We start from the raw sequence: 25,404 nt of genomic DNA on the forward strand, positions 1-25,404 counted from the left end.
GATTTTTTCAGAAATGCGGCGGCGGGCCGTCGGCTAAAAGCGGACGGCCCTGCATTCGCAATTGACGACGGGAAAAGGCGGAGCTTACTCGGCGACTTCGGCCGGTTCGGGGAAAAGCGCGATGAAATCGAGCATCTGTTCGCCGAGCAGATTGACGTGAGCGGACATCGCTTTGGCGGCGGCGTCGCCGTCACCGCGTTCGATGGCGGCGATCACCTGTTCGTGTTCGTCGACGGTATCGAGCCGACGGCGCACCTTCTGCGTGACCATCTTGCGATAGATCGACACGCGGTTGCGCAGGCCGCGCGTCTGGTCCGCGAGGAATTCGTTCTGGCTCGATTCGTAGACGATTTCGTGAAAGCGCCGGTTGATCTCGTAGAACGCATCGACCTGATTGGCGTCGAGCGTGGCCTTGAGTTCGGCCTGCGTGTCGCGCAGGCGCTGAATCTGCTGCGGCGTCGCGCGGCGCGCGGCAAGACGCGCGCACAGGCCTTCGAGTTCGGCCATCACCTGGAACATTTCGAGCAGCTTGCGCGCGGACAGCGCCGCGACCATCGCGGGCTGGCGCGGACGCATCGTGATCAGCGCTTCCGATGCCAATTGGCGCAGCGCCTCGCGGATCGGCGTGCGCGAGCATTCGAAGCGCTCGGAAAGCTCGGTCTCTTCCAGCCGCGATCCGGGCGGCAGCCGCCCCGAGAGGATTTCGCTTTCAAGCGTCGTCAGGATCTCGTCCGCTCGCGTGGTCATGTGTATCTCCAAAGCCCTTTGCTTGTATTTCTTGCGGGCACGATTGTCGCATGAATCGATGCCTTCACCGCTCCGTGGTTCAGCCGGCGCGCGCGGCGCGGCGGGGCGCGAGATGCGTCGTCAGCACGGCGTGAAGGATCTCGACGAAGCGCCGCGCCGCGTTCGACATCGGCTCGATATGCGAATACAGGAGACTCGCCGTCAGCCGGTGAGCATCGTCCGCGCGCAGCGGCACGATATCGAGCGCGTCGCGCATGGCGTCGTCGATGCAGAACGGATCGACGATCGCCACGCCCACGCCTTCTCGCGCGAGCGTGCAGGCGCTGATCGCCGAGCGCACGCGCACGATCGGCTCGGGCCGCCGCTCGTTCCTGAACACCTTCCCGACGATGCGCCCGAGCGGCGTGTCGTGCTCGTAGTCGATCCACGGCATGCGCGCGATCTGCTTTGGTTCCAGCGCGCGCCGCCGTGCGAGCGTGCCCTTTCGCGCGACGCACAGCAACTGCCCGCTCTCCATCGGCACCGTGACGATGTTCGGATGCTCGACCTCGAACATCGACACGCCGATATAGCCCTTGCCGAACAGCACGCGCGGCACGAGATGATTGTGCGTGAGCGGTTCGAACTGAATCGGCAATTGCGCGAACTCCGCGTGAAATCGCGCGATGGCGAGCGGCACCAGATGCACGCCGAGACTCGGGCTGCACACGATATTGAGCTTGCCGCTCGAACCGTCCGACAACGAGCGCACCAGATTGTCCACGCGCTCGATGCCTTCATACGCGCGCATCACTTCCTCGAAGATGCGTTTCGCTTCCGGCGTCGGATACAGACGCCCGCGCATGCGCTCGAACAGCAGGAAGCCGAGGCGGCTTTCCGTCAGTTGCAGCACGCGGCTCACCGAAGGCTGCGCGACATAGAGCGAGCGCGCGGCTTCGCTGATCGAGCCCGTCATCATGATCGCGCGGAAGACTTCGATCTGCCGCAGGCTCATGGTGCGTGCGTGGGGAATTTCCTCGTCGTAGTTCATTGGATGTCGGCCCGGCGGGCGATGGGTTGCGCGTCGAAGGCAGTGTAGCGCGACAAAACACTCGCGCGGCGCATCCATGCATTGCGTCTATGGGATACGAAATTTGGACTATTTCACGGCGGAAATCGTCGTTGCTATCGTGCGGATACGGTCGATCCATTCACGTCGAGTCATGTCCGATCCCATCTACTTTCTGAACCCGAACGGTCTCGCGGAAGTCACGCGCGACATCGAAATTACCGTGCGCGCGCTGCGTGCCGAACACGATGCGCCTGTCGCGTTCGACACGCTTTTCGCCGTCGATGGCGGCATCGAAACGCAGCGCGATGCGGACCGCGCCGCCGTCGCCGTCGCGGAATTCGTCGCGCGTCACGAAGCGCGGGCGGCGGCGTTCGTCATCGCGTGCTACAGCGATCCGGGGCTGCACGCCGCCCGCGAAACGACGCGCAAGCCGGTGATCGGCATCGGCGCGGCCGCGATGGCGACGGCGCTTGCGCGCGGTTCGCGCGTCGGCGTGATCGCCGCGAGCTCGCGCGGCATGCCGCGTCACTGGCGCGCGTATCATGCGGCGCGCATCGGCGCGGCGGTGGCGGGCGAGCGCGCGGTGAATCTCGGCGTCGCGGAATCGGGCGATCGCGCGGCGGCGCTCGACAAGCTCATCGCGACGGGCCGCGCCCTGCGCGACGAAGACGGCGCCGATGCAATCGTGCTCGGCTGCGCCGGCATGACGCCCTTGCGCGCCGAGATCGAAGCGGCGCTTGAAATTCCGGTCATCGATCCGTGTTCGAGTGCGGCAACGCTCGCCTTCGCGATCTGCCGCGAGCGAGGCATCGCATGAACGCGCGACCGGCGGCACTCGCGCGTCTCGGCGTGCTCGGCGGCATGGGCCCGCTCGCCACCGCGGATTTTCTCGTGAAGCTGATTCAGGCGACGCCCGCCGCCTCCGATCAGGAACACATGCCCGTTATCGTGCATAACGTGCCGCAAGTGCCGGACCGCAGCGCGGCATTTCTCGCGGGTTCGGACGCGCCCTGGCCGCATCTGCTCGACGGCTTGCGCACGCTCGAAGCGGCCGGCTGCTCGGCTATCGCGATTCCGTGCAACACGGCGCACGTGTGGCATCGCAGGCTCGCGCAGGAAACGGCGCTGCCGGTGCTGCATATCGGCGAAGCGGCGCTTCGTGCGCTCGCGTATCGCTATCCGGAGGCGCGGCGCGTCGGCGTGCTTGCGACGGCCGCGACGCTCAAAGCGCGCATCTATCATGAGCAACTGAGCGCGCGCGGCATCGAAGCGATCGAACCCGGCGACGACTTGCAGACGACGCACGTCGCGGCGGGCATCGCGGCGGTGAAGGCCGGACGCATCGACGAAGCGCGCGCATGGTTGAGCCACGCGGCCACGCATCTGATTGCACGCGGCGCGGATGCGCTCTTGCTCGCGTGCACCGAAATCCCGGTTGCCTTGTCGGGCGTCGCGCTGAACGCCGTCGATCCGACCGAAGCCCTTGCGCGCGCCTGCGTCGACTGGTGGCTCGCCGCGCGCAGCGAATCCGCGCAACTCGAAACGCAAACCTGAATCTTCACGCGGAAACTCACACATGCAGCAGTTTGATCTCACGATCCGCCATGGCCTCGTCGCATCGGACGAAGCCGTGTTCGAAGCCGATGTCGGCATTGTCGGCGACCGCATTGTCGAAGTGGCGCGCGGTTTGCCCGCCGGCCGCCGCGATATCGACGCCACCGGCCGTTACGTGCTGCCCGGCGGCATCGACACGCATTGCCACGTCGAGCAGCGTTCCGGCATGGGCATCATGGGCGCGGACGACTGGTACTCCGCGAGCGTCGCCGCGGCCTATGGCGGCACGACGATGATCGTGCCCTTCGCCGCGCAGCATCGCGGGCATTCGCTCAAACAGGTCGCCGATGATTACGCGGCGCTCGCGGCGGCGAAATCCGTCATCGATTACAGCTATCACCTGATCGTCTCGGAGACGGACAGGCAAACGCTGCAGGAAGATCTCGTCGAGCAGATTCGGCGCGGCATTACGTCGTTCAAGGTCTACATGACGTACGACCAGTTGAAGATCGACGACTATCAGATGCTCGACGTCCTCGCGCTCGCCGCACGCGAACGCGCGCTCGTGATGGTGCATGCCGAGAACAACGACGTGATCCGCTGGGTCTCGCAGAAGCTTCTGGAGTCGGGCCGCACCGCGCCGAAGTATCACGCGACGAGTCACGTCGCGCTGGCCGAATCGGAGGCGACGAATCGCGTCATTCAGCTCTCGAAGCTGTTCGATGTGCCCGTGCTGATCGTGCATGTGTCCGCGCAGGACGCGCTCGCGACCATTGGCGCGGCGCAGCGCATGGGGGCGCAGGTGTACGGCGAGACGTGCCCGCATTATCTGCTGCTCACCGAAGACGCGATGGATCTTCCGGGCGTCGAAGGCGCGAAGTACTGCTGCAGCCCGCCGCTGCGCGATGCGAACGCGCAGGAGGCGCTCTGGACCGCATTGAAGGACGGCGTGCTGCAAACGGTCTCTTCGGATCACGCGCCGTATCGTTTCGACGAATCCGGCAAGCTGCCCCACGGCGACGCCACGACCTTCAAGCAGATGGCCAACGGCATGCCCGGACTCGAAACGCGCCTGCCGCTGCTGTTTTCCGAAGGCGTGAACAAGGGGCGCATGACGCTGCCCGAGTTCGTCGCGTTGAGCGCGACGAATCACGCGCGCATGTATGGCATCGCGCCGCGCAAGGGTCTCGTGACGGTTGGCGCGGATGCGGATATCGCCGTGTGGGATCCGCGTCACGAAGTCGTGCTGACGGCGTCCGGATTGCACGATCGCGTCGGCTATACGCCTTACGAGGGCACGAAGGTCACCGGATGGCCGCGCACCGTGATCAGCGCGGGCCGCGTGATCGTCGATGACGGCAGGTTCGACGCGCAGCCCGGCAGCGGCCGCTTCATCCCGCGCTCGACGCCCTTGCCGTTCCAGAACGAACGCGCGCTGTCCGCATCGAGCCGGTTCTTCCGCGGACTTGCCGAAGGCGCTTCGAGCGAAGCTCACGCCACGTTCGGCTACACGGATCGCAAGAATCAAAACTGAAACTGCAAACTGCAAACGAAAGAGGAAGTCATGAGCAAGTCACGCAAAATCGCGCTCGCGGTCGCGCAAATGGGACCCGTGCATCTCGCCGACGACCGCCGCGCCGTCGTCAGGCGGCTCGTCGACATGTTGCACGAGGCGAAGGCACGCAGCGCGAAGCTCGTCGTGTTTCCGGAACTCGCGCTCACCACGTTTTTTCCGCGCTACTGGATGAGCGAGGAAGCCGCCATCGAACGCTTCTTCGAACGCTCGATGCCGAACCCCGACGTGCAGCCGCTCTTCGACGCCGCGCGTGAAGCGGGCATCGGCTTCTATCTCGGCTATGCGGAACTGACCGCGAAGGGCGAGTGCTTCAACACGTCGATCATCGTCGATGAGAGCGGCAAGATCGTCGCAAAATATCGCAAGACGCACTTGCCGGGCCACGCGGATCACAAGCCCGATGCACCGTTCCAGCATCTGGAGAAGAAGTTCTTCGCGGTCGGCGATTCGGGCTTTCCGGTCGTCGAGACGATGGGCGCGAAACTCGGCATGTGCATCTGCAACGACCGCCGCTGGCCGGAAACCTGGCGCGCGATGTCGCTGCAGGGCGCGGAACTGGGCGTGCTCGGCTACAACACGCCGTCGCAGAATATTCACTGGCCGGAGCCCGTGCATCTGCGCATGCACACGCATCTCGTCTCGCTGCAGGCGAGCGCGTATCAGAACGCCATGTGGATCGCCGCCGCCGCGAAGTGCGGCCGCGAAGACGGCTTCCATATGATCGGCGGCTCGGTTATTGTCGCGCCTTCCGGCGAAATTGCGGCGCAGAGCGTGAGCGAAGAGGACGAAGTGATTTTCGCGAATGTCGATCTCGCGCTCGGCGACACCTTCCGCGAGCATGTCTTCAACTTCGCGAAGCATCGCCGGCCGGAGCATTACGGGCTGATCGTCGAGCGCACCGGCGCGGGCGAGCCGCTGCCGCACGACCCCGACGCGCTCAACTGACGCGTCCACGAGGAGACCATCATGAATCAACCTTTCGAGCCGAGCGCCGACGCCATGCGCGACGCATCGGGCAAATCGATCTTCGGCAAGCCGCACGTGCGCGCGCTGATCGCGTCGATCTCCGGCTACGCCATGGACGGCTTCGATCTGCTGATCCTCGGCTTCATGCTGAGCCTGATCTCGGCGGATCTCGGCCTCACCTCCGCGCAGGCCGGCTCGCTCGTGACGTGGACGCTCGTCGGCGGTGTCGCGGGCGGCATCGGCTTCGGCATTCTGAGCGACTATCTCGGCCGCGTGCGCGTGCTGACCTACACGATCCTGCTGTTCGCCGTGTTCACCGGCCTGTGTGCATTCGCGCAGGGGTATCACGACCTGCTCGCGTATCGCTTCGTCGCGGGACTCGGGCTCGGCGGCGAGTTCGGCATCGGCATGGCGCTCGCGATCGAAGCGTGGCCCGCCGAGAAGCGCGGACGCGTGTCGTCGTATGTCGGCATGGGCTGGCAGATCGGCGTGCTGATCGCCGCGCTGGTCACGCCGGTTTTGCTGCCGCACATTGGCTGGCGCGGCATGTTTTTGGTCGGTCTCGCGCCCGCGGTGCTGTCGTTCGTGATTCGCAAGGCGATCGGCGAGTCGGAGATTTTCATCGAAAAGGCGGTGAAGAAGCGCCACGAGTTTCCGCTCAAGACGCTCTTTCGCGATCGCGAAACCACGCGCCGCAGCATCGGCATGATCATCATGTGTTCGGTGCAGAACTTCGGCTACTACGGCCTCATCATCTGGATGCCGGGCTATCTGACGAAGGCGTTCGGCTTCACGCTCGCGAAGTCGGCGACGTGGACGGCGGCGTCGATCCTCGGCATGCTCGTCGGCATCTGGATCTTCGGGCAGCTCGCGGACAGGATCGGCCGCAAGCCCACGTTCGTCATGTATCAGTTGGGCGCGCTCGTGATGGTGTTCGTGTATTCGCGCATGACGACGCCCGAGGCGCTGCTCATTGGCGGCATGGTGGTCGGCGTGTTCGTCAACGGCATGATGGGCGGTTACGGCGCGCTGATGGCCGAGCTTTATCCGACGCATGCGCGCGGCACCGCGCAGAACGTGCTGTGGAGCATCGGGCGCGCGGTGGGCGGCTTCGGTCCGCTCGCCATCGGCGCGGTCGCGAGTTATTACTCGTTCGGCATCGCGATCGGGGCGCTGGCGTGTATCTATATCGTCGATGTCATCGCGACGCTCGCGCTCATTCCCGAACTGAAGGGCGTAGAGCTGGAGTAACGCTCGATCGTGCGCGCGGACGCCATTCAGCGCATGTCCGCGCGCATCTCCCTCACGCCACGGCCGAGCTTGCGGCGCAACAGCGTGCGCAAGGTCGCCGAATCGGCATAGCCGACCTCACTCGCGATGGTTTCCAGATCGCACCCCGCCGACACGAGATGCTGCGCACGCTCGATGCGCAGATCCTGAAAGAACGCCAGCGGCGACTTGCCCAGCACCGCCTCCGTGCGCCGCTGCAGCGTGCGCGGACCGACCGACAACGCCTGCGCCGCATCCTGAAGCGAGAAGCCGCGCGCGAGATTGTCGCGCGCCCAGCGGTCGAACCGCGCGATCAGCGGATCGGCATGCGCGAGATAGTCCGGCACGATGTAATGCGCCTGCGACGCGCGTTTGTCGATCAACAGAAAGCGCGCGACGAGCGTCGCCAGTTCGGGGCTTGCCTGGCGCAGCAGCCAGAGCGCGAGATCGAGATGGCCCATTGCCGCTCCGGCTGTCACGACGCGCTGCGACGCCACCACCATGCGTGAATCGTCCAGATCGACGGCCGGATAGCGCTGACGGAAAGCCGGCGCGAGCGACCAGGTCGTCGTGGCGTGGCCGTGGTCCAGCAAGCCCGCCTCCGCGAGCACGAACGTGCCGGTGCACGCCGCCGCGATGCCGATGCCCTCGCCGTGCCAGCCGCGCAGATGTTCGATCGCCTCGCGCACGTCGCGCCGCCCGAGCGCGGCGATCAGCGGCTCCGGCAACTTCGCGTTGAGCGCCGGCACGACCACCCAGTCCGGCTGACGCACCGCGCTGAGCGGCTTCACCATCGCGGAAAAGCCGAGCGCCGTGCGCACGCGCCGCCGCACGCCGACGAGATTCACTTCGACGGGCGCGGCATCGAAACCCTGAAGCGCCGCCAGTTCGTTCGCCGTGGCGAACGTGTCCAGCAGCGCTGTCAGGCCGGTGTCGAACACGCCGTCGAGTGCGAAGATGGAGAGGCGCATGTCGTTGATCGAAGGACGTTGAGCGAATGTCGTAAATGATGCCATTAATGTCATTTGCGACTATATCTCTCGTCCGGTGGTGCGTCTAGACTGCGAGGAATCCATCTCTTCATCTGACTGGAAAGTCAGAATTTGATCGGCAGCATGAAAGACCGCATGGCGCTCGCGATGATCGAAGCGGACGAGCGCGACGGCGGCTCGAGTCCGGCGGCGCGGTGGTCGAATATTGCTTGCCGCCGATCAGACATTTTGGCCTAAAGGTTTTCCCCGATTCACCCTGAAATGAAACCAGCTTACGTTTCCGCCCTTCGATCCACTTGCAGGAACGACCGTTCACAAGCGGGCGCATAGCTGGATGCCCCCGACTTGCCCGCACGAACGTTGCTCGCCATTCCTCGCTGATTCTTTTCCTTCGAGATCCCAACGATGAGAGACAACCTTTCCGGGCGTGACGTCGCACGCCTGGGCGACAAGACAGACCACGGCGGCGCGATCATCGAAGCCGCTTCCGACCTCTCGCACAGGGGCGTCGCTGTGGCGCTCGACAAGCATTTGACCGAGTGCCCCAAGTGCGGCGGGACGTATCCCATCATTGCCACTTCTGCGCGCAAGCATCGAGGCGTGAAAGTCGCGAGCATCGGCGATATGACCGCATGCGGCGCACGCATAATCGGAAGCGAGGCGTGAACGTATGGCTTGGAACGCAAAGAGTCGCACTATCACGTTTGCCTGTGACGCGTTGCCCGAACTGGTCAGCCGTGGACACAAAGGCAAGGAATACCGTGAGCAGTTGCTCACGGTTCGCAGCATTCAGGGACGCGAAGCGGTTGGGGAACTCTTCGAATATTCCGTTCTTGCCGAAGTCGAAGACATTGACCTTTTGCTCAATCCCGCCAATGCAGCACAGATCGATTTGGGAAAGCTCCTCAACAAAGAGGGCTCGGTAGAAATCCAAGTCGATGGGATCGGTACATTTCGCCCCGGCCAGCAAGGCGAAACGGGCTATGCAAACATCGGCGCAGACATCCGCTACCTGAGCGGCAACATCAGAGAGGCGAGAATCCTATGCCGCGAGGATCGCGCGCCCCTCTATGAATTCGTGTTGCGCCCCGCCGTCTGGCGTGCTTCGCAGAATCAAAATTCCCGCATTTTTAGGGGCGTCTCGGTAACGGAGGTGCTTAGTGAACTCCTGCGCGATTACGGATTGATCGAGTGGCGTATCGGGGGACCTTCGAACAGCAGCAAACGCTACTATCCGGCGCGCGATTTCATTCGACAGGCATGGGAAAGCGATTGGAATTTCGCGCTGCGCTTGATGGAAGAATGGGGCCTGTTTTTCTGGTTCGAGCATCAAAAGCGCTCGCATACGCTGGTGATTTCCGACTCGCTCAGCGGCTTTCATCCTCATGGTGTTGCCTATGAAACGCTGCGCTATCACACGGGCGCGCGCATCGACGAGGAGCGGCACTCTCGATGTTTGCGAGTGTGGCGAACACCATTGCGTTGTTCGTGCAAAAGGCGGGAATCGCGCTCACTGCGGCGGCGGGAAAAATTCGCATCGAGGCGCAGAGCGATAGCGTGCAAATCATCTCGCACAAAGACGGCGACATCATCAGCCAGGACGGCTGGCTCAATCTGACCGCCGCGAAGGGAATACGCCTGCACGGCGGCGGGACTTTGTTAGAAATCAGTCCGCAAGGCGTGCTCGGCTTTACGAACGGCGACTTCCTGATTCATGCGGCAAGTCACGCGACTGACGCGCCACAGGAAAAACCGGTCAAACTGCCGATGACGGATATCAAGGAGGCGAAGATTGCGGAGTCGTTCGTGCTGGTCGATAACCGCTCAGGTTGGCTGATTGCGAGTCAGCCCTATCGCATCACGCTGGAAGATGGGCAGGTCATTAAAGGCCGCACCAATGACGCGGGAGAGATGGCGCTGGTCTTGGCTGAATCGGTGCAAGCGGCAACGGTTGAGATTCTGCACGATGACGGGACGGAAAACCCGGTTGCCATTCTTCCGGCCATGCTGACGCGATCAGCGGACCAACAAGCACAAGCGCCGTCCATCGTTAGCCAGAAAAAGAGCGCCAGCACGATAATCGGGCGCGACCTTCAGCGAAACGAAGTAACCCAACCTGAATTAGATAAGCATGTCGCGCTGTGCCAGCCGTATAACTGGGGCATGCGTTACAGCACGAAGGACAAGAAAAACCCCAAACGCCTCGATTTTCCGGTTATGCGGCAATATGCGCTTGATATCGGGGAGGTGCTGATCGAACAAATTCAGTGGGGAGATAACTACTTTGGCAAGGGCACGCCGACGCTGACCATTACCCCAGTTTGGAGCAATGAAACGTTGACTATGCCGAACGGTGGAAAGACAGTGGCCAGGCGGCTTTCATTGAGCAATGGCGCAATCGGAGAGCTATCAAACCGAATTCAAAATGTAGTGTCGAAGGCGCTGACTTCCACCGATTCAGGCCCTTTCGCGCTTCCAAGCGAAGCGATGCCTGTCGTCATCGTCACCAATGATAAGCTGACCGGAGACGCGCAAGGGGTGTTCGACAACTCAATATGGGCGCTCTCAATAAACACAGCCACATTCAAGCCACTCTTTCAAGACTTCGAAAAAGAAGAAGCGTCACAACGTCAACGCAACGCACGAAATGAATTGAAAGATTTCGTGGATACGATTTACCACGAAACGCGCCACTGTCAACAATATTTCTGGATTTATGCAATGGTGCAGCAGCAGAAGGGAAATTTCCCGAAAACACCAAAGATTGACTTGTGGCCGGGCATTGTCTCGACTGCCGGTAAAGCTTCAGGCGTTGTTACACTTAACAAGCAGCAAGTTATCCCCGACGATATGCTTGCGCTTGCTGGCATCAAACAAATGGCGGTCGCAATGTATGTTTGGAACTTGGGTATATGGAAGCAACTTAACACGTCGAAAACGCCAAAATGGTATCCGGTCCCCATTGCGACAACAGACACGGAATTTTCGCAAGAGTATCAAGCAGCACTTGAGCAAGCCACAGAGGTTTTAAGCAATGTCGGAGCAGGAGGAACGCAAATTGATGTGGAAAGCATGGTGTATGGGACTAAAAATGACGGCTACACGGCAAGACCTTGGGAGAACGATGCTTTTTACTGCGGCGAAAATGCGGGAGAGTATTGGGAATCCGGCGAAGCACCTGCCGATATGTCTGATAATCGGTGTAGCCGCAATTACGCATTCGCCTATAACTCGCGCGCAAGCATCGCTGGCACCAGCACGGGCAACACTGGAAGCGGAGCCGTTCGACGTGGAGAATAACAAGCCGACCGCTCAAATCATTCAACACGACATGTTGCCCGAAAGTCGTACCCGATTGATCGCCCTTGCAACACTCGGGTTGCAATGGGTCGCGGGAAAAATCAACTTGGAAGACGTTGAGGCGCGTTACGGAAAACCCGAATTAATCGGCCCACTCAACGACGATGAAAAAACGTACCTCTTCGACATGCGTGACTATGGCGCTGTCTTTAAATGGAATCTGAAAAACGAGAAAGCAAAGCACGCGGATAGTAGGACGTTTAGAATCAACTTAGAGTTCAATGTCCGAGTCAATATCGATCGAGACGAACTTAAAGATGCGCTCGGTCTTAATCGAACAAAGATCGGCGAATTGATCGACGGCGTTCGGGTAGAACAAGTGCGCTATTTTGGCGCAATACCGGGATTGGGCGATCCTAATACCGTTCATTTAAATTATCTCTTGCCATTGCCGGATACTTCAGAATTTGACGTGCGCGCACGTTTCGATTACAAGCAACTTCCCGAGCAAGCAGGATCAACACTCGAAACCACCCAAAATATTCGGTATCTTGAAGTTTACCGAAGTTATCTTACGCCTCAAGAACTCCAGCAGCGCAACGACGCCAAGCGCCAGAAATTCGGCTATATGGGCCTATGCACAGGCATGACTTGCCCGGAAGCGGGCTACTGGGAAGCATGGGGGGCTAACGGCCCGCTCGACGTCGAACTGATGAAAGCAGGCGACCGCTACCCCACGGCCCGTAGCTCCCTGCAAACGGTCAAAGCAGGCGGCCCTTACGCGGTTGATGCGCGTTACTTCTGGCTCTGCTCCACAGAGCAGGAGGATTTAGCGGGAGCGCGCATGGTGCCGTTGCGTAGAGCGCAAAACGGTTAGATTACGAGCGCGATATGTGGACCCGTAACCGCTCTGTTGAGTGCTGCGGGTTAGTGTTGCGGTTGAATGAGACGCTGAACGGGATTGGTGTCGGTCGTGCGCTCAGGCAGTTGCACGCCGCCGCCATGCCCGCCTGTATCGCTGATTGAGTTGTGATCGCCTTCGATGTTCACGAAGGTGCAGGCGTTTAGCACGCACGAAAAGACGATCAATAGATAAGTACGCATCGCTACATCCCCGCTACAACTTATAAGCCAGCAAGTCATCGAACAACGCAACGCCTGAAAAGTTCAGCGCATAGGTTCGTAGAATTTAACGCGTCAAGAACGGCAAAATGGTATCCAGTCCCTATCGCGACAACAGACGCGGAATTGTCAGAAGAGTATCAAGCAGCGCTTGAGCAAGCCACAGAGGTTTTAAGCAATGTCGGAGCAGGAGGACGCAAATTGATGTGGAAAGCATGGTGTATGGGACTAGAATGACGGCTATACGGGAATGCCTCGGGAGAACGAAGCGTTCTACTGCGGCGAAAATGCGGGAGAGTATTGGATATCCGGCGAAGCACCTGCCGATATGTCTGATAATCGGTGTAGCCGCGCTCACGCATTCGCCTATCACTTGCGCGCAAGCATCGCCGCCACCAACGCGGGCAACACTGGAAGCGGAGCCGTTCAACGCGGAGAATAACAAGCCGACTTATCGAATCATTCAACACGACCTGTCACCCGAAAATCGCGACCGATTGATCAACCTTGCAAAGCTCGGGACGCTATGGGTCGCGGGAAAGATCACCTTGGAAGACGTTGAGGCGCGTTACGGTAACCCTGAGTTAATCGAACTACCTAATTACGATGAAAAAACGTACCTCTTTGACAAAGGTGATTATGGCGTTGCTTTTAAATGGAATTTAAAAAATGAAAATGCAAAAAATCAAAGAGATAGCAGGATGCTCGAGGTCAGACTAGAGGCCAATGTTCGAGTCAATATCGACCGAGACGAACTTAAAGATGCGCTCGGTCTTAATCGAACAAAGGTTGGCGAATTAATCGATGGCGTGCGAGTGGAGCAATTACGTTATTTTAATTTTAATATCCCTGGACTCGGTGATCCCGATGACGTGCTTTTAAATTACCGCTTACCCTTGCCGAACGATTCAGAATTCGACGTACTTGCAAGTTTCGATTACAGGCGACTTCCCGAGCAAGTAGGATCAGCACTGGAAACCACACAAAATATTAGGTCGCTTGAAGTTCATCGAAAATATCTTACGCCCGCAGAACTCCAGCAGCGCAACGACGCCAAGCGGCAGAAATACGGCTACATAGGCCTATGCACAGGCATGATTTGCCCGGAAGCGGGCTATTGGGAAGCATGGGGACCTAACGGCGCGCTCGACGTTGAACTGATGAAAACAGGCGAATGCTACCCCACGGCCCGTAAACAACGTGCAAACGGTCAAAGCAGACGGCCCTTACGCGGTTGATGCAAGCTACTTCTGGCTCTGCTCCACAGATCAGGAGGATTTAGCGGGAGCGCGCATGGTGCCATTGCGTAGCCTGCAAAACGGTTAGCTTGCTACCTGATACGCGGACCTCTAACCGCTCGGTTCAGTGCTGCAGGGCGATGAATCGCAGGGCGGCATTCCTTGTCTTTCTGCATCCAGCTATAGCCAACCGCCGCCCGAACCGTAAAGTCGGAAGTCAGATGCAACGTCACAGACGGGCGGTCTTTACATCGTCAATTGGCATGACGCGCCGGCACGACCACCCAGTCCGGCTGACGCACTGCGCTGAGCGGCTCCACCATCGCGGAAAAGCCGAGCGCCGTGCGCACGCGCCGCCGCACGCCGACGAGATTCACTTCGACGGGCGCGGCATCGAAACCCTGAAGCGCCGCCAGTTCGTTCGCCGTGGCGAACGTGTCCAGCAGCGCGGTCAGGCCGGTATCGAACACGCCGTCGAGTGCGAAGATGGAGAGGCGCATGTCGTTGATCGAAGGACGTTGAGTGAATGTCGTAAATGATGCCAATAATGTCATTTGCGACTATATCCCTCGTCCGGCGGCGCGTCTAGACTGCGAGCAATCCATCCACGAGCGCACGCACATGAACTCCAATCCGCAATCCGTACTCGACACCATCGGCAACACTTCGCTGCTGGCGTTGCGTCACGTCGTGCCGTCCAATGGCGCCCGCATCTTCATCAAACTGGAAAGTCAGAATCCGACCGGCAGCATGAAAGACCGCATGGCGCTCGCGATGATCGAAGCGCCCGAACGCGACGGGCGGCTCAAGCCCGGCGGCGCGGTGGTCGAATATACAGGCGGCAGCACCGGCGTCTCGCTGGCGCTCGTGTGCGCGGTGAAAAAGCATCCGCTGCACCTCGTCAGTTCGGATGCGTTCTCGAAGGAAAAGCTCGATCACATGCGCCTGCTCGGCGCGAAGCTGACGATCGTCCCGAGCGAAAACGGCAAGCAGACCGAGAAGCTGACGCGCGACATGATCCGCGAGGCGCACCGCATCGCCGATGAAACCGGCGCGTACATCACCGCGCAGATGGAGAACACGGATCAGCTCGACGCCTACACGAAAATGGCCGAGGAAATCTGGACGCAGACGGGCGGGCGCATCGACGGCTTCGTGCAGAGCGTCGGCACGGCGGCGTCGCTACGCGGCATTTCGGCGACGTTGCGCGAGCACGACGAACGCGTGCGCATCGTCGGCGTGGAACCGGCGGAATCGGCGGTGCTGTCGGGCGGACCGAGCGGCGCGCATAAGATCGACGGTATCGGCGCGGGCTATGTCGTGCCGCTCTGGCACGAGCGCATCGCCGATGAAATCGAGCGCGTATCGACCGACGAAGCCCGCGCGATGGCCTTCCGGCTCGCGGCCGAGGAAGGCCTGTTCTGCGGCACGTCGACCGGGGCGAACGTCACGGCGGCGCTGCGTCTCGCCGAACGGCTCGGACCGCGCGCAACCGTCGTCACCATCATGTGCGATACGGGCATGAAGTATCTGAAGTCGTTCTCGCAGACTCTGGATGCGGCGTCGTAAGTGATTCGTCCGGGCTCGCGCGCAAGCGTCATTCGAGAATCGGATGCGACTTGCCCGGAATCGGCCAGCCGCGATCGTCGGTCGGCACGAGTTGCGTCTGGAACGCGACGAACAGCGCCTGAAAGCGGCCATCCACTTCCACGATGACCGCGCCGTCCTGCGCGACGCCGTTTTCGTTCGAGTGGTCCCTCACCTTGCTGCCCTGCTCAGGCTTCGGGTTGCCCTGATTCATGTGCGTTTCGTGCAGGCCGTCGTGCGCCGGCTCGAACAGGAAACCGAAGCCGTACACCGTCACGTCCTTCGCGGGCTTCCAGCCGCGGCGGTGGTCGCTGTAGGCGGGCGTCGAGTAGACATAGGGCACGCCGTCGCCGGACATGTCGAGTTGCAGCATGCCGTTGAGCAGCGCGTTGATGTCGTTGTGTTCGCTTGCGATATCGAGCGGGATCGGACGCATGCTGCTCAGGTCGACGAGGCCGTCCTCGTGCACGTAATCGAGCCTCGGAAAATTCGATGTCGAGACGCCGGGTGCGAGCTTGCCGAGATCAGCGGTGAGCGGATGCGTGAAATCCTGATTCAACGCATACAGCACGAGATAGCCCGCCGGCCCCGTCAGCGAGCTATCCGACTTCACGTTCGTGACGATGCGAAACTCCCGGCCACTCGCGTCCTCGCTGACGATCACATAGTGCGGGTCGCCCTTGTAACCGTCGAGAAAAGGGACGCCGAGCGTGACCCGGCCTTTGAAGACGACATATTCGTTGCGTGCCATAACACTGCTCCGAAATTGCTACCAAATTGCTACGAATGGTGATCCTGGTTTGGATGCGTCGCGCCCGGCGGCGTTCCAGTTCTCTTCGCGCGTATGCCCGATGAAAGGCCACGCGAGGGTCTGAACGCGATCACGCGCATCCTGTCACGGCGGCGTCATAGACCGGCGCGGCAAATGCGGCGCGTTCTGCGCGATCTGATCCAGCTCGTCGCGCACGCAATCGAGTTCGCGCATGCTGCATGGGACACGCGCGGCGGTATCGTCGGCGTGGATCGCTTCGAGGCGCCTGCGCACCGCGCCATATTGCGCGCCCGCCCGCCGATGCAACTCGGCGCGCTCGCCATAGCGCAGGAACGTCTGCAGCGACGCGAGCACCGCAGCGCCGATACTCGTCAATCCGATAACGACGCGCATCTGCGGCGACACGGCCGTCGCCACGAGCGAGAGAAACGCCGAAGTGCCCGTCGCCGTCGTGATGGCGATGACGGCGAGCCCGAGCCGCCTGCCGTGCGCGGTCAGGCGGTCCGCCATCGAGTAATGCCGAAGCTGCGATTCGCGGGCGCGTCTGATCCAGTTCAGCATCAACGATCGCATGTCTTCGGGCGGCTCATACGTTTGCTGTAAAGAAACGGTCATGTCGTAAGCACTGTTTGATCAGGCCTCAGCATGCGTCCGGGTGCGGACAAAACATGTCTCGATTGCGCACGACGCCGAATTCACCGGACAGAATGACAAACTCGCCTTTCCTCGGCCAATTGAATCGGACGATGACGCCATACACTGTTTTCCATGGCGCAGATCAACGCGTCAGGCAAAGCGAACCGATACTCACTGAACGCTCCGGCTCACCTTCAAACCTTTAACCGGCAGCAGCACGTATCGAAGTAGCGGCGAGCAACAAGAAGTGGGTCTCTATCCGATGCAGGCTCAATGCAGTAACGGCAGTCGCAATAGCAACAGCAGCAGCAATAGCAAGAGCAATGACAAAAGTTGCACGGGCCGGCCCCGGCTGATTGTTTTCGGTCGGGGCTTCGTCTTTTCTACGCGACGTGCTCCACAACGAAATTCGCCTTCGGTACACTACTCGCCACTGATCGCGACATGTTCTGCGAACGATCGCACGAGAAAAAATATATCGGGAGCGAACTTGAGGAAACGAGCCACTGTCATCTGCCGGCGCGGCAAGCGCATTCTGCTGGTTGCGAGAAACGAATCGAAATGGGCATTGCCCGGCGGAATTCTCAAGCGTGGCGAAGACCTGTCGAATGCCGCGCTTCGCGAGCTCAAGGAAGAGACGCGCCTCTCGGGCAAGTCGGCGAAATACCTCTTTCACTATCGCGGCACGCAGAAACACCATCACGTATTTTTCTGCGATGTATCGAAACGCGCGAAAGCCCGCGCGAACAACGAGATTGCGCATTGCCGCTGGGTTCATGTCGATGAAATCGCTCGCCTCACGACCAGTTCGCCGACCAAAGTCATCATGAAAATTCTTGGCGAAAAGCGTAACGGCACGCGCGGCAAGTAATTCGCGAGGCGCGGCCGCCCGCGCCTAAAGTTTCCCGTCGAGACGCCGATATCCATACGGATACGCATGCGACCCGCGCCCGACAGCTTCGTGCTCGGGCCGTCGCGTTCAAAAAAATTTCGCGCGAACTCGACCGGCTTCTGCGCACAGAAGCAGAAGAATACAAATGAAAGCTTCTCTCGCTCTTTCCCTGACTTGCGCGATGCTGTCGGGCTGCGCGTCCATCATCGATGGCGGCGAGCAACAGGTGACCGTCGTGACCGCATCGCATGCGCAGCCGGCGCCCGGGCAGTCGTGCGTGCTGCGAAACACGCGCGGCATGTGGACGGTCGTCTCGCCCGGCACCACCAAAGTGCGCCGCGCCGACGACGCCCTGCGCGTGCGCTGCGAAGCGCCCGGCTACGCGCCGCGCGGCACGCAGGTCGAGTCCGGCGTGAACGGCATGGTGTTCGGCAATATTCTGATCGGCGGGCTGGTCGGCTATCTGATCGACAGAAGCAGCGGCGCGGCCTTCCAGTATCCGGAGCAGATCGCGATCGACATGGGCGAGCCGGTCGGCGGCGCGATGCCGGTTCAGTCGACGTGGGCCGCGACGGCGCCCGCGACGTATGCGACTTATGCGACTTATGCGACGAACGCACCCCGCGCGCCTGTCGCGACGCCTTCCTCGGCGGTCATCCAGAATCTCGACGGCAGTGCTTTCGTCGCGGGCACGCGCTATATCGCACCATGGTGATGCACGTTCGATGACGCCGTTTGCCCGCGCGCCGTTTCGGTTACTCTGAGACTTTTTTGCGTTTCAGGCGCGCGCCTGACGGCTTTCTTTCGAACGTTCATGAATACGCCTCAAGAAGACTACGCACTCAATCTCGACCTCATGTCCGCCGACGACGTCTCGGCAAGCCTGCCGCCCGCCGTGCTTGGCACCGTGACGGGCACGGATATCGTCGTGTTCCGCGTCCCCGACGACGCCTCCGACACCGCCGCATGCAGCGCGCGCTACGGCATCGACCTCGAAGACTGCGCGAACACCATCGTCGTGCGCTACAAGAAGGATGGCGGCGAGCAGTACGCCGCCATCGTCACGCTCGGCTCGAAGCGGCTCGACGTGAACGGCGCGGCCAAACGTCACCTCGGCGCGCAGCGCATCTCGTTCGCCTCGCGCGAGATCGCGACGGAACTGTCGGGCATGGAATACGGCGGCATCACCGCGTTCGGCGTGCCCGATTCGTGGAGCGTGATCGTCGAGGCTTCGGTCATGGAACGCGAGCGCATCGTGATGGGCGCGGGCATTCGCGAGGCGAAGTTGCTGCTGTCGCCGCAACGCTTGCTGGCCTTGCCGAACGTGAGCGTCGCCGCACTCGCGACGTGAAGCCGCGCGTCACCGGTCACTTGCCCGGCGTGAGCACGACCCTGAAGCGCGCACGGCCGCTCATCATGCGGTCGTAGGCTTCGGCGGCGCGCGACAGCGGATATTCCTCGATCATCGGCTTCACGCCCGACAGCGCGCTGAACGCGAGCGTTTCCTGCGAATCCGCTGCCGTGCCCGAGGGCCAGCCCTGCACCGAATTGCGGCGCATGATGAATTGCGTGATCGGCACCTCGACAGGCTCCTGCGAAATGCCGACCATGATCAGCTTGCCGTTCAGGCCGAGCCCGCCGATGGTCGCGTTCATCGCCCGGCCGCTCGTGGCCGTCGCCAGGATCACGCGCGCGCCGCCCAGCGCCTGCAATGTTTCGGCGACGTCCTGCGCTTCGCTGTCGATGTAATGATGCGCGCCGAGTTGCTTCGCGAGCGGCGCCTTGTCCTGTCCGCGCGCGATCGCCACGGTGACGAAACCCATCTTGCGCGCGAACTGCACGCCCAGATGCCCGAGTCCGCCGATACCGAGGATCGCCACCACGTCGCCCGCCCGCGCGCCGCTGTTGCGCAGCGCGTTGAACGTCGTGATGCCCGCGCAGAGCAGCGGCGCGGCGTCGACATCGGAGAGATCGTCGGGCATGCGCGCGAGCGCTTCCTGCGGCGCCACCATGTAGTCCGCGTAGCCGCCGTCATAGCTGATGCCGGGAATGAGGGCAGTCTTGCAAAGAACGAAGTCGCCGTGACGGCAATGCTCGCAGTGTCCGCAATGCCCGCCGTGCCAGCCCACGCCGACGCGCTGCCCCTGCTGCCATTCCTCCACGCCCGCGCCGAGCTTCTCGATCACGCCCGCGATCTCATGCCCCGGCACGCGCGGAAACTGCAATCCGGGCCACTGGCCTTCCTTCGTGAGCGAATCGCTATGACAGATGCCGCACGCCTGCACCTTGATCAGCACGTGACCTTCGGGCGGTTCCGGCACATCGCGCTCGACGAGTTCGAGCGGGCCGTTCGCTTCCGCCACCTGCACTGCCTTCATCTTTGCCATGTCGCTTGCTCCTGTCGAAGAGTTCCAGAATAGGATGCCGACGATGGGATTACAAAGCCGCGATGCCCACATCGATTCTTCTTAGGGTTGAGTCCGCCGCGCTCATCGTTCGTCGGACAGCAGCGACTCCAGCGGCACCGCGTGCTTGACGAACGGCGTGCGGATCACGATATAACTGAAGTACTTCTCGATGCCGATATTGCGATCGACGAGCTTCTCGATCACTTCCTGATAGTGCCCGATGTCCTTCACGATCGACTTGAGCAGATAGTCGTAGCCGCCGCTCACGAGATGGCACTCGGTGATTTCCTCGAAGTCGCGCAGATTCGCCTCGAAGCGCACGAAGTCTTCGCGCCGGTGATCGTGCAGCATGATCTCGGTGAATACCGTGACCGTGCTCGTCAGCCTGGCGAGATTGAGATGCGCGCCGTAGCCCGAGATAATGCCCGCCGCTTCGAGGCGCTTCACGCGTTGCAGACAAGGGCTCGCCGAAAGCCCGACGACACTCGCGAGATTCGCGTTCGTCATGTTGCCGTTCTTCTGCAGCTCGGCGAGGATCCTGATGTCGATGCGGTCCAGTTTCTGTCGGTTGCTCATGACATGGCGAGTTTCGCGCTATCCATGGGCCAGTTCGTCGTGATGCGCCTTGACGAGTTGCGCCATGCTCGTGAACTTGAAATCGACGGATGGCTCCGCGCGCGTCCCCACGGTCGCACCGAAGCCGCGCTGCTCGAAGCGCCGGAAAATCCAGCAGCAACGCAGGCCGAATTCCGCCGCAGGCTGGAGATCATGATAATTGCTGTCGGCGATATGCAGCGTCTCCTCCTTGCCGATGCCAAGCGATGACAGCACGTCGAACAGATACTCGAAGTTGCGGCGCGACGGTTTGTACGACCCCACATCTTCCGCCGTGACAATGGCATCGAACGCCACGCCCAGCTTTTCGTTGCTCGCGCGGAAGCTCGCGTTGTCGACATTGGAGACGATCACGAGCTTGAAATACTTCTTCAGATATTGCAGCGTGCTCGCGGAATCGGGGAACGCGGGCCAGTCGCCGACGGACTTCCCGTAGGCGAGCGCTTCGTCCCGCGTGCACGCCACGCCCCACTCTTGCGCCAGCCGCTCGTAGACGACCTGCAACAGCCGGTCATACGGCATGTCGGGCGTGAGCCTTTGCTGATCCGACTCGTGGCGCGCGTGCGCTTCGAGAATCTGGTCGCGCGTGAGCGGCGTGGGAAGACGCGCCGCCAGCGCCGACAACCCCGCAGCGATGCCCGCTTCCCAGTCGATCAACGTGCCGTAGCAATCGAAGGTCAGTGCCTTGAACTCGGTCAACCGCACGCTTGTCTCCTCGTGGCCTATTGCTTCGCGAGCGCGTCCCGATGCGCCTGCGCGAAGTCCGCCATGCTGTTGAAGCGGAAGTCGATGTTCGGCTGCGCGCCCGGATTCATCGTCGCGCCGAAACCTTCCTTGCCGTGACGCCGGAAAATCCAGCACGACGCGAGGCCGAATTCGTTCGCGGGCTTGTGATCGTGGAACAGGCTCTCGGCGGTATGCAGAATCTTATTCTTGCCGATGCCGCGCGCGCCCAGCTTCTCGATCATATAGTCGAAATTGCGCGGCGACGGCTTGTACGAGCCGACATCTTCTGCCGTGATGATCGCATCGAATTCGACTTCCAGTTTGGCATTGCTGTACGCAAAGCTCTCGTTATCGACATTCGACAGGATCACGAGTTTGAAGTGTTGCTTCAGATAGTGCAGCGCGTTCGCCGAATCCGCGAAGGCCGGCCAGTTGCGAATCGAGCGGCCATACGCAATGCACTCATCGAGCGTATGCGGCACGCCCCATTCCTCGGCAAGACGCTTGTACACGATCGGCAGCAGATCCTGATAACGCTTGCCCGGCGTGTAGATTTGCTGCGACGACTCGTGACGCGCATGCGCCTCCAGCACCTGATCGCGCGTGAGCGCCGGTTCGACGCGTTCGAGCAGCGGACGCAGCCCCTCGAAGATGCCGGTCTCCCAGTCGATCAGCGTGCCGTAGCAGTCGAAGGTCAGCGTGTTGAAGTCGGTGAGTTTCATGGTCGCTCCTGTCGGTTGGCGAGAAGGAGTTCCTAGTCTAGTGAGACGCCCCGGCATTCAGGACCGATGTTCACGTTCATATCGACAGCTTGTGCGGTTCGCGCGCGCGGCGGCAGCAGATTCTGCCGCCACGCAAAAGCGCCGTGCCCGCCTTAACGGACCGGACCACCCGCACGAGCGTCCTAATTTCTAATCTGCTTGTCGATGCCTCGCACATCAACTACATTGGTATTCCTTTGAACCACTTATACGAAACGGAGACCAGTCTATGCGTTATCTCGCCATTGCTTTGGCCGCGGCATCCGCGTTGAGCGCCGCCGCGTCCGTGGCCGCGCAGGAAGTCGTCGTGTTCGGACACTCCGCGCCGCTCACCGGCCCGCAGGCGCCGAACGGCAAGGACAACGAGAACGGCGCGAAACTGGCCATCGACGAACTCAACAAGCAGAACATCAGCATCGGCGGAAAGAGCGTCACCTTCAAGCTCGACTCGCAGGACGATCAGGCCGACCCGAAAGCCGGCGTGCAGGTCGCGCAGAATCTCGTCGACCGCAACGTGCTCGCCGTGCTCGGGCCGTACAACTCGGGCGTGGCCATTCCGGCGTCGCGCGTCTACAGCACGGCGGGCGTGCCGCTCCTGCCGGTCGCGTCGAACCCCGCGCTGACGAAGCAGGGCTTCAAGAACATCTTCCGCATCGGCGCGAGCGACGAGCAGCTCGGCGGCACGATGGGCGAATTCGCCGCCAAGACGCTCAAGGCGAAGACGGCCGCCATCATCGACGACCGCACCGCGTACGGTCAGGGCGTAGCCGAGCAGTTCGAGAAGGTCGCGAAGGCCAACGGCATCAAGATCGTCGATCAGCAGTTCACCAATTCGCAGGCAACCGACTTTCTCGGCATCCTCACGGCGATCAAGGCGAAGAATCCGGACGTGATCTTCTTCGGCGGCTACGCGTCGCAAGGCGCACCCATGGCGAAGCAAATGCGCCAGCGCGGCATTCGCGCGAAGCTGCTCGGCGGCGACGGCATCTGTTCGGCCGACATGGGCAAGGTGGCGGGCGATGCCGCGTCCATCGTGTATTGCGCTCAGGGCGGCGTCGCGCTCGACAAGACGCCGGAAGGCCGCGCGTTCCTGAAGAAGTATCAGGACGCGTATCACACCGACACGCAGGTCTACGGCGTCAATTACTACGACGGCGTCAAGATGCTCGCCGACGCGATGTCGAAGGCCGGCACCACGACCGACCGCGCGAAGCTGATCGCGCAGCTCGCGAAGGAGAAGTACAAGGGCGTCGCGGGCACGTATTCGTTCGACGCGAACGGCGACCTGCAAGGCGCGCCGACCACCGTGTACATGATCCGCAACGGCCTGCCCGTGCCCTACGCTCAATAAACGCCGCGCTTTCGATGAAACTCACCCGATCCATTTCGACCGTCGAAGTCCACACCGGCGGCGAGCCGTTTCGCATCGTGACAAGCGGCCTGCCGCGCCTGCCCGGCGACACCATCGTGCAGCGCCGCGCGTGGCTGAAGGAGCACGCCGACGACATTCGCCGCGCGCTGATGTTCGAGCCGCGCGGCCACGCCGACATGTACGGCGGCTATCTCACCGAGCCGGTTTCGCCGGACGCGGACTTCGGCATCATCTTTCTGCACAACGAGGGCTACAGCGATCATTGCGGACACGGCGTCATCGCGCTCGCGACGGCCGCAGTCGAACTCGGCTGGGTGCAACGCACATCGCCCGAGACGCGTGTCGGCATCGACGCGCCCTGCGGCTTCATCGAGGCATTCGTGAAGTGGGACGGCGATCACGCGGGTTCCGTGCGCTTCGTGAACGTGCCGTCGTTCATCTGGAAGCGCGACGTGAGCGTCGAGACGCCGAGCTTCGGCACGGTGACCGGCGACATCGCTTATGGCGGCGCGTTTTACTTTTACGTCGATGGCGCGCCCTTCGATCTTCCGGTGCGCGAGTCGTCGGTGGAGAAGCTGATCCGCTTCGGCGCGGAGGTGAAGCAGGCGGCCAACAAGGCGTATCCGCTGGCGCATCCGGACATCCCCGAGATCAATCATATCTACGGGACGATCATCGCGAATGCGCCGCGTCATCCCGGATCGACGCAGGCGAACTGCTGCGTGTTCGCCGATCGCGAAGTCGACCGCTCGCCGACCGGTTCGGGCACGGGCGGACGCGTCGCGCAGCTTTATCTGCGCGGCGAACTGAAGGCGGATGAAACGCTCGTCAACGAGTCGATCGTCGGGACTATCTTCAAGGGACGCGTGCTGAAGGAAACCACCGTGCACGACTTTCCCGCCGTGATTCCGGAGATCGAAGGCGAGGCGCATATTTGCGGCTTCGCGAACTGGATCATCGACGAGCGCGATCCGCTCACGTACGGCTTTCTCGTGCGCTGAACCGAAAGCGGAGACGCCCTAGCCGGGCGTCATGTCGCGCTTCACGCGATGAATATGCTGCTCGACATAGAACGCCGCCGCGTCTGCATCGCCGCACACGATGGCTTCGTAGATCAGCCGATGCTCCGCCACATACAGCCTGATGCGCGCCGGATCGTTGATGCCGTCGTCCTTCAGGCGCTTCCACAGCGACTGATCCATGGTCTGCGCGATTTCTTCGGCCAGCTTCGTGAGCAGGGCATCGCCTGTCATGACGGCGAGTTGCCGGTGAAAAAGGCGGTCGCTGTTGTTCCACAACGCGCGCTGCTCGGCATCGGCGACGTTGGTGAGCGTCTCCATTTGCGCGAGATAGTGCTCGGCGAGCTTGTCGCGTTTTTTGCGCGCCGCCGCGCGCCGCGCGATGGCGGGTTCGAGAATCAGGCGGACATCGAGCGTCGCCGACGGGCTGAAGTCCGCATGCGACTGCTTTTCGCCGTCGTCTTCGGCCTGGCCGCGCTTCGCCAGAATCTCGGGCGCATTCGGGCAAACATAGGTGCCGGAGTTGCGCTTCGTGACGACGAGACCTTCGTTCTGCAAGGCGCCGATCGCCTCGCGAACCGCCGGGCGGCCCACGCCGAACAGCGATGCGATCTCGCGCTCGGACGGCAGCCGCGCTTCCGGCAGAAACCGGCCCGACCGAATCTCGGCGCGAATCCTGTCCGACACCTGCTCGTAGATCTGGAGCGGTCGGAAATCGCGCGGGAAATCGGGTCGGGCGGATGACATGGGCGCCTGTTGTAGCGAAGGAAAAGTCAGGTCTTTCAATATAGCATCAGTGGT

General features: G+C 61.5%; 27 protein-coding genes and 1 pseudogene. 16 read left to right on the forward strand and 12 right to left on the reverse strand.

The window, feature by feature from the left end; translation table 11 throughout:
* Positions 1-84: 84 nt before the first annotated feature.
* Both BRPE64_RS24295 and BRPE64_RS24300 read right to left on the reverse strand, forming a co-directional pair.
* The gene (locus BRPE64_RS24295; RefSeq protein WP_016347557.1) at positions 85-747 is read right to left on the reverse strand and encodes a GntR family transcriptional regulator; all 663 of its coding nucleotides are present in this window, start codon (positions 745-747) and stop codon (positions 85-87) included.
* A gap of 79 nt (positions 748-826) precedes the next feature.
* Positions 827-1,777 carry a LysR substrate-binding domain-containing protein gene (locus tag BRPE64_RS24300; RefSeq protein WP_016347558.1) on the reverse strand — a complete coding sequence of 317 codons (951 nt, stop codon included), beginning with the start codon at positions 1,775-1,777 and terminating at the stop codon, positions 827-829.
* A 172-nt stretch (positions 1,778-1,949) separates the two neighbouring features.
* On the opposite strand from BRPE64_RS24300, the gene BRPE64_RS24305 reads away from it, so the two are divergent.
* The 5 genes from BRPE64_RS24305 to BRPE64_RS24325 are packed head-to-tail and all read left to right on the forward strand — an operon-like array spanning position 1,950 to position 7,145.
* Positions 1,950-2,615 carry an aspartate/glutamate racemase family protein gene (locus tag BRPE64_RS24305; RefSeq protein WP_016347559.1) on the forward strand — a complete coding sequence of 222 codons (666 nt, stop codon included), beginning with the start codon at positions 1,950-1,952 and terminating at the stop codon, positions 2,613-2,615.
* Positions 2,612-3,352: a cysteate racemase gene (gene cuyB, locus BRPE64_RS24310; protein ID WP_016347560.1), complete on the forward strand. Its 741-nt coding sequence runs from the start codon at positions 2,612-2,614 to the stop codon at positions 3,350-3,352. The genes BRPE64_RS24305 and cuyB overlap by 4 nt, the downstream gene beginning before the upstream one ends.
* A 22-nt stretch (positions 3,353-3,374) precedes the next feature.
* Positions 3,375-4,886 carry a dihydropyrimidinase gene (gene hydA, locus BRPE64_RS24315; protein ID WP_016347561.1) on the forward strand — a complete coding sequence of 504 codons (1,512 nt, stop codon included), beginning with the start codon at positions 3,375-3,377 and terminating at the stop codon, positions 4,884-4,886.
* Positions 4,887-4,916: 30 nt separating this feature from the next.
* A complete protein-coding gene (locus BRPE64_RS24320; protein WP_016347562.1) occupies positions 4,917-5,873 on the forward strand; it encodes an N-carbamoyl-D-amino-acid hydrolase in 957 nt (318 codons plus the stop codon).
* A 54-nt stretch (positions 5,874-5,927) separates the two neighbouring features.
* A complete protein-coding gene (locus BRPE64_RS24325; RefSeq protein WP_144063535.1) occupies positions 5,928-7,145 on the forward strand; it encodes an MFS transporter in 1,218 nt (405 codons plus the stop codon).
* Positions 7,146-7,171: 26 nt separating this feature from the next.
* Here the strand turns inward: BRPE64_RS24325 and BRPE64_RS24330 are convergent, their stop codons facing one another.
* The gene (locus BRPE64_RS24330) at positions 7,172-8,134 is read right to left on the reverse strand and encodes a GlxA family transcriptional regulator (protein WP_044042952.1); all 963 of its coding nucleotides are present in this window, start codon (positions 8,132-8,134) and stop codon (positions 7,172-7,174) included.
* Between the two features lie 426 nt (positions 8,135-8,560).
* On the opposite strand from BRPE64_RS24330, the gene BRPE64_RS24335 reads away from it, so the two are divergent.
* From BRPE64_RS24335 to BRPE64_RS24350, 4 genes and pseudogenes are all read left to right on the forward strand, one after another.
* On the forward strand, positions 8,561-8,821 hold the full coding sequence (locus tag BRPE64_RS24335; RefSeq protein ID WP_016347566.1) for a PAAR domain-containing protein: 261 nt from the start codon (positions 8,561-8,563) through the stop codon (positions 8,819-8,821).
* A 4-nt stretch (positions 8,822-8,825) separates the two neighbouring features.
* Positions 8,826-9,593, forward strand: a pseudogene (locus BRPE64_RS33555) (contractile injection system protein, VgrG/Pvc8 family); the annotation flags it as partial.
* Positions 9,594-9,619: 26 nt separating this feature from the next.
* Complete coding sequence (locus BRPE64_RS33805) at positions 9,620-11,455, forward strand: DUF2345 domain-containing protein (RefSeq protein WP_144063510.1); 1,836 nt, start codon at positions 9,620-9,622, stop codon at positions 11,453-11,455.
* Positions 11,445-12,332, forward strand: a complete 888-nt coding sequence (locus tag BRPE64_RS24350) for a hypothetical protein (RefSeq protein ID WP_016347569.1) — start codon at positions 11,445-11,447, stop codon at positions 12,330-12,332. The genes BRPE64_RS33805 and BRPE64_RS24350 overlap by 11 nt, the downstream gene beginning before the upstream one ends.
* A gap of 50 nt (positions 12,333-12,382) precedes the next feature.
* Here the strand turns inward: BRPE64_RS24350 and BRPE64_RS33315 are convergent, their stop codons facing one another.
* Positions 12,383-12,559, reverse strand: a complete 177-nt coding sequence (locus tag BRPE64_RS33315) for a hypothetical protein (protein WP_016347570.1) — start codon at positions 12,557-12,559, stop codon at positions 12,383-12,385.
* A 233-nt stretch (positions 12,560-12,792) separates the two neighbouring features.
* Here BRPE64_RS33315 and BRPE64_RS32450 point away from each other — a divergent pair, with 233 nt between their 5' ends.
* A complete protein-coding gene (locus BRPE64_RS32450) occupies positions 12,793-13,815 on the forward strand; it encodes a hypothetical protein (RefSeq protein WP_408608267.1) in 1,023 nt (340 codons plus the stop codon).
* Positions 13,816-14,069: 254 nt separating this feature from the next.
* On the opposite strand, the gene BRPE64_RS24355 is transcribed toward BRPE64_RS32450, so the two are convergent.
* Positions 14,070-14,315, reverse strand: a complete 246-nt coding sequence (locus BRPE64_RS24355) for a type 1 glutamine amidotransferase family protein (protein ID WP_044042956.1) — start codon at positions 14,313-14,315, stop codon at positions 14,070-14,072.
* A gap of 121 nt (positions 14,316-14,436) precedes the next feature.
* Here BRPE64_RS24355 and BRPE64_RS24360 point away from each other — a divergent pair, with 121 nt between their 5' ends.
* A complete protein-coding gene (locus BRPE64_RS24360; RefSeq protein WP_044042958.1) occupies positions 14,437-15,384 on the forward strand; it encodes a PLP-dependent cysteine synthase family protein in 948 nt (315 codons plus the stop codon).
* Positions 15,385-15,412: 28 nt separating this feature from the next.
* Here the strand turns inward: BRPE64_RS24360 and BRPE64_RS24365 are convergent, their stop codons facing one another.
* Together BRPE64_RS24365 and BRPE64_RS24370 are read right to left on the reverse strand one after the other, a co-directional pair.
* Positions 15,413-16,153, reverse strand: a complete 741-nt coding sequence (locus tag BRPE64_RS24365; protein WP_016347574.1) for a YukJ family protein — start codon at positions 16,151-16,153, stop codon at positions 15,413-15,415.
* Between the two features lie 144 nt (positions 16,154-16,297).
* Positions 16,298-16,789: an SLATT domain-containing protein gene (locus BRPE64_RS24370; RefSeq protein WP_016347575.1), complete on the reverse strand. Its 492-nt coding sequence runs from the start codon at positions 16,787-16,789 to the stop codon at positions 16,298-16,300.
* A gap of 511 nt (positions 16,790-17,300) precedes the next feature.
* Here BRPE64_RS24370 and BRPE64_RS24375 point away from each other — a divergent pair.
* The 3 genes from BRPE64_RS24375 to BRPE64_RS24385 all read left to right on the forward strand — a co-directional run bounded on the left by BRPE64_RS24375 (position 17,301) and on the right by BRPE64_RS24385 (position 19,053).
* Complete coding sequence (locus BRPE64_RS24375) at positions 17,301-17,681, forward strand: NUDIX hydrolase (protein ID WP_016347577.1); 381 nt, start codon at positions 17,301-17,303, stop codon at positions 17,679-17,681.
* Between the two features lie 166 nt (positions 17,682-17,847).
* Positions 17,848-18,417: a hypothetical protein gene (locus BRPE64_RS24380; protein WP_144063511.1), complete on the forward strand. Its 570-nt coding sequence runs from the start codon at positions 17,848-17,850 to the stop codon at positions 18,415-18,417.
* A 99-nt stretch (positions 18,418-18,516) separates the two neighbouring features.
* On the forward strand, positions 18,517-19,053 hold the full coding sequence (locus BRPE64_RS24385) for a YbaK/EbsC family protein (RefSeq protein WP_016347580.1): 537 nt from the start codon (positions 18,517-18,519) through the stop codon (positions 19,051-19,053).
* 16 nt (positions 19,054-19,069) lie between these two features.
* Here the strand turns inward: BRPE64_RS24385 and BRPE64_RS24390 are convergent, their stop codons facing one another.
* From BRPE64_RS24390 to BRPE64_RS24405, 4 genes are all read right to left on the reverse strand, one after another.
* Entirely contained in the window at positions 19,070-20,089 is a 1,020-nt protein-coding gene (locus BRPE64_RS24390; protein WP_044042959.1) for an alcohol dehydrogenase, read from the reverse strand.
* Positions 20,090-20,191: 102 nt separating this feature from the next.
* Positions 20,192-20,686 carry an Lrp/AsnC family transcriptional regulator gene (locus tag BRPE64_RS24395; protein ID WP_016347582.1) on the reverse strand — a complete coding sequence of 165 codons (495 nt, stop codon included), beginning with the start codon at positions 20,684-20,686 and terminating at the stop codon, positions 20,192-20,194.
* Between the two features lie 18 nt (positions 20,687-20,704).
* Positions 20,705-21,430, reverse strand: coding sequence for a haloacid dehalogenase type II (locus BRPE64_RS24400; RefSeq protein WP_044042961.1), 726 nt, complete (start codon positions 21,428-21,430; stop codon positions 20,705-20,707).
* A gap of 17 nt (positions 21,431-21,447) precedes the next feature.
* Positions 21,448-22,173, reverse strand: a complete 726-nt coding sequence (locus tag BRPE64_RS24405) for a haloacid dehalogenase type II (RefSeq protein WP_016347584.1) — start codon at positions 22,171-22,173, stop codon at positions 21,448-21,450.
* 268 nt (positions 22,174-22,441) lie between these two features.
* Between BRPE64_RS24405 and BRPE64_RS24410 the strand changes: the two genes are divergently transcribed.
* Together BRPE64_RS24410 and lhpH are read left to right on the forward strand one after the other, a co-directional pair.
* On the forward strand, positions 22,442-23,563 hold the full coding sequence (locus BRPE64_RS24410; RefSeq protein ID WP_016347585.1) for a branched-chain amino acid ABC transporter substrate-binding protein: 1,122 nt from the start codon (positions 22,442-22,444) through the stop codon (positions 23,561-23,563).
* Positions 23,564-23,577: 14 nt separating this feature from the next.
* A complete protein-coding gene (lhpH, locus tag BRPE64_RS24415) occupies positions 23,578-24,585 on the forward strand; it encodes a trans-3-hydroxy-L-proline dehydratase (RefSeq protein WP_016347586.1) in 1,008 nt (335 codons plus the stop codon).
* An 18-nt stretch (positions 24,586-24,603) separates the two neighbouring features.
* On the opposite strand, the gene BRPE64_RS24420 is transcribed toward lhpH, so the two are convergent.
* Positions 24,604-25,350, reverse strand: a complete 747-nt coding sequence (locus BRPE64_RS24420) for a FadR/GntR family transcriptional regulator (protein ID WP_016347587.1) — start codon at positions 25,348-25,350, stop codon at positions 24,604-24,606.
* Positions 25,351-25,404: the final 54 nt, after the last annotated feature.

The sequence above is a fragment of the Caballeronia insecticola genome, from assembly GCF_000402035.1.
Lineage (GTDB): Bacteria > Pseudomonadota > Gammaproteobacteria > Burkholderiales > Burkholderiaceae > Caballeronia > Caballeronia insecticola.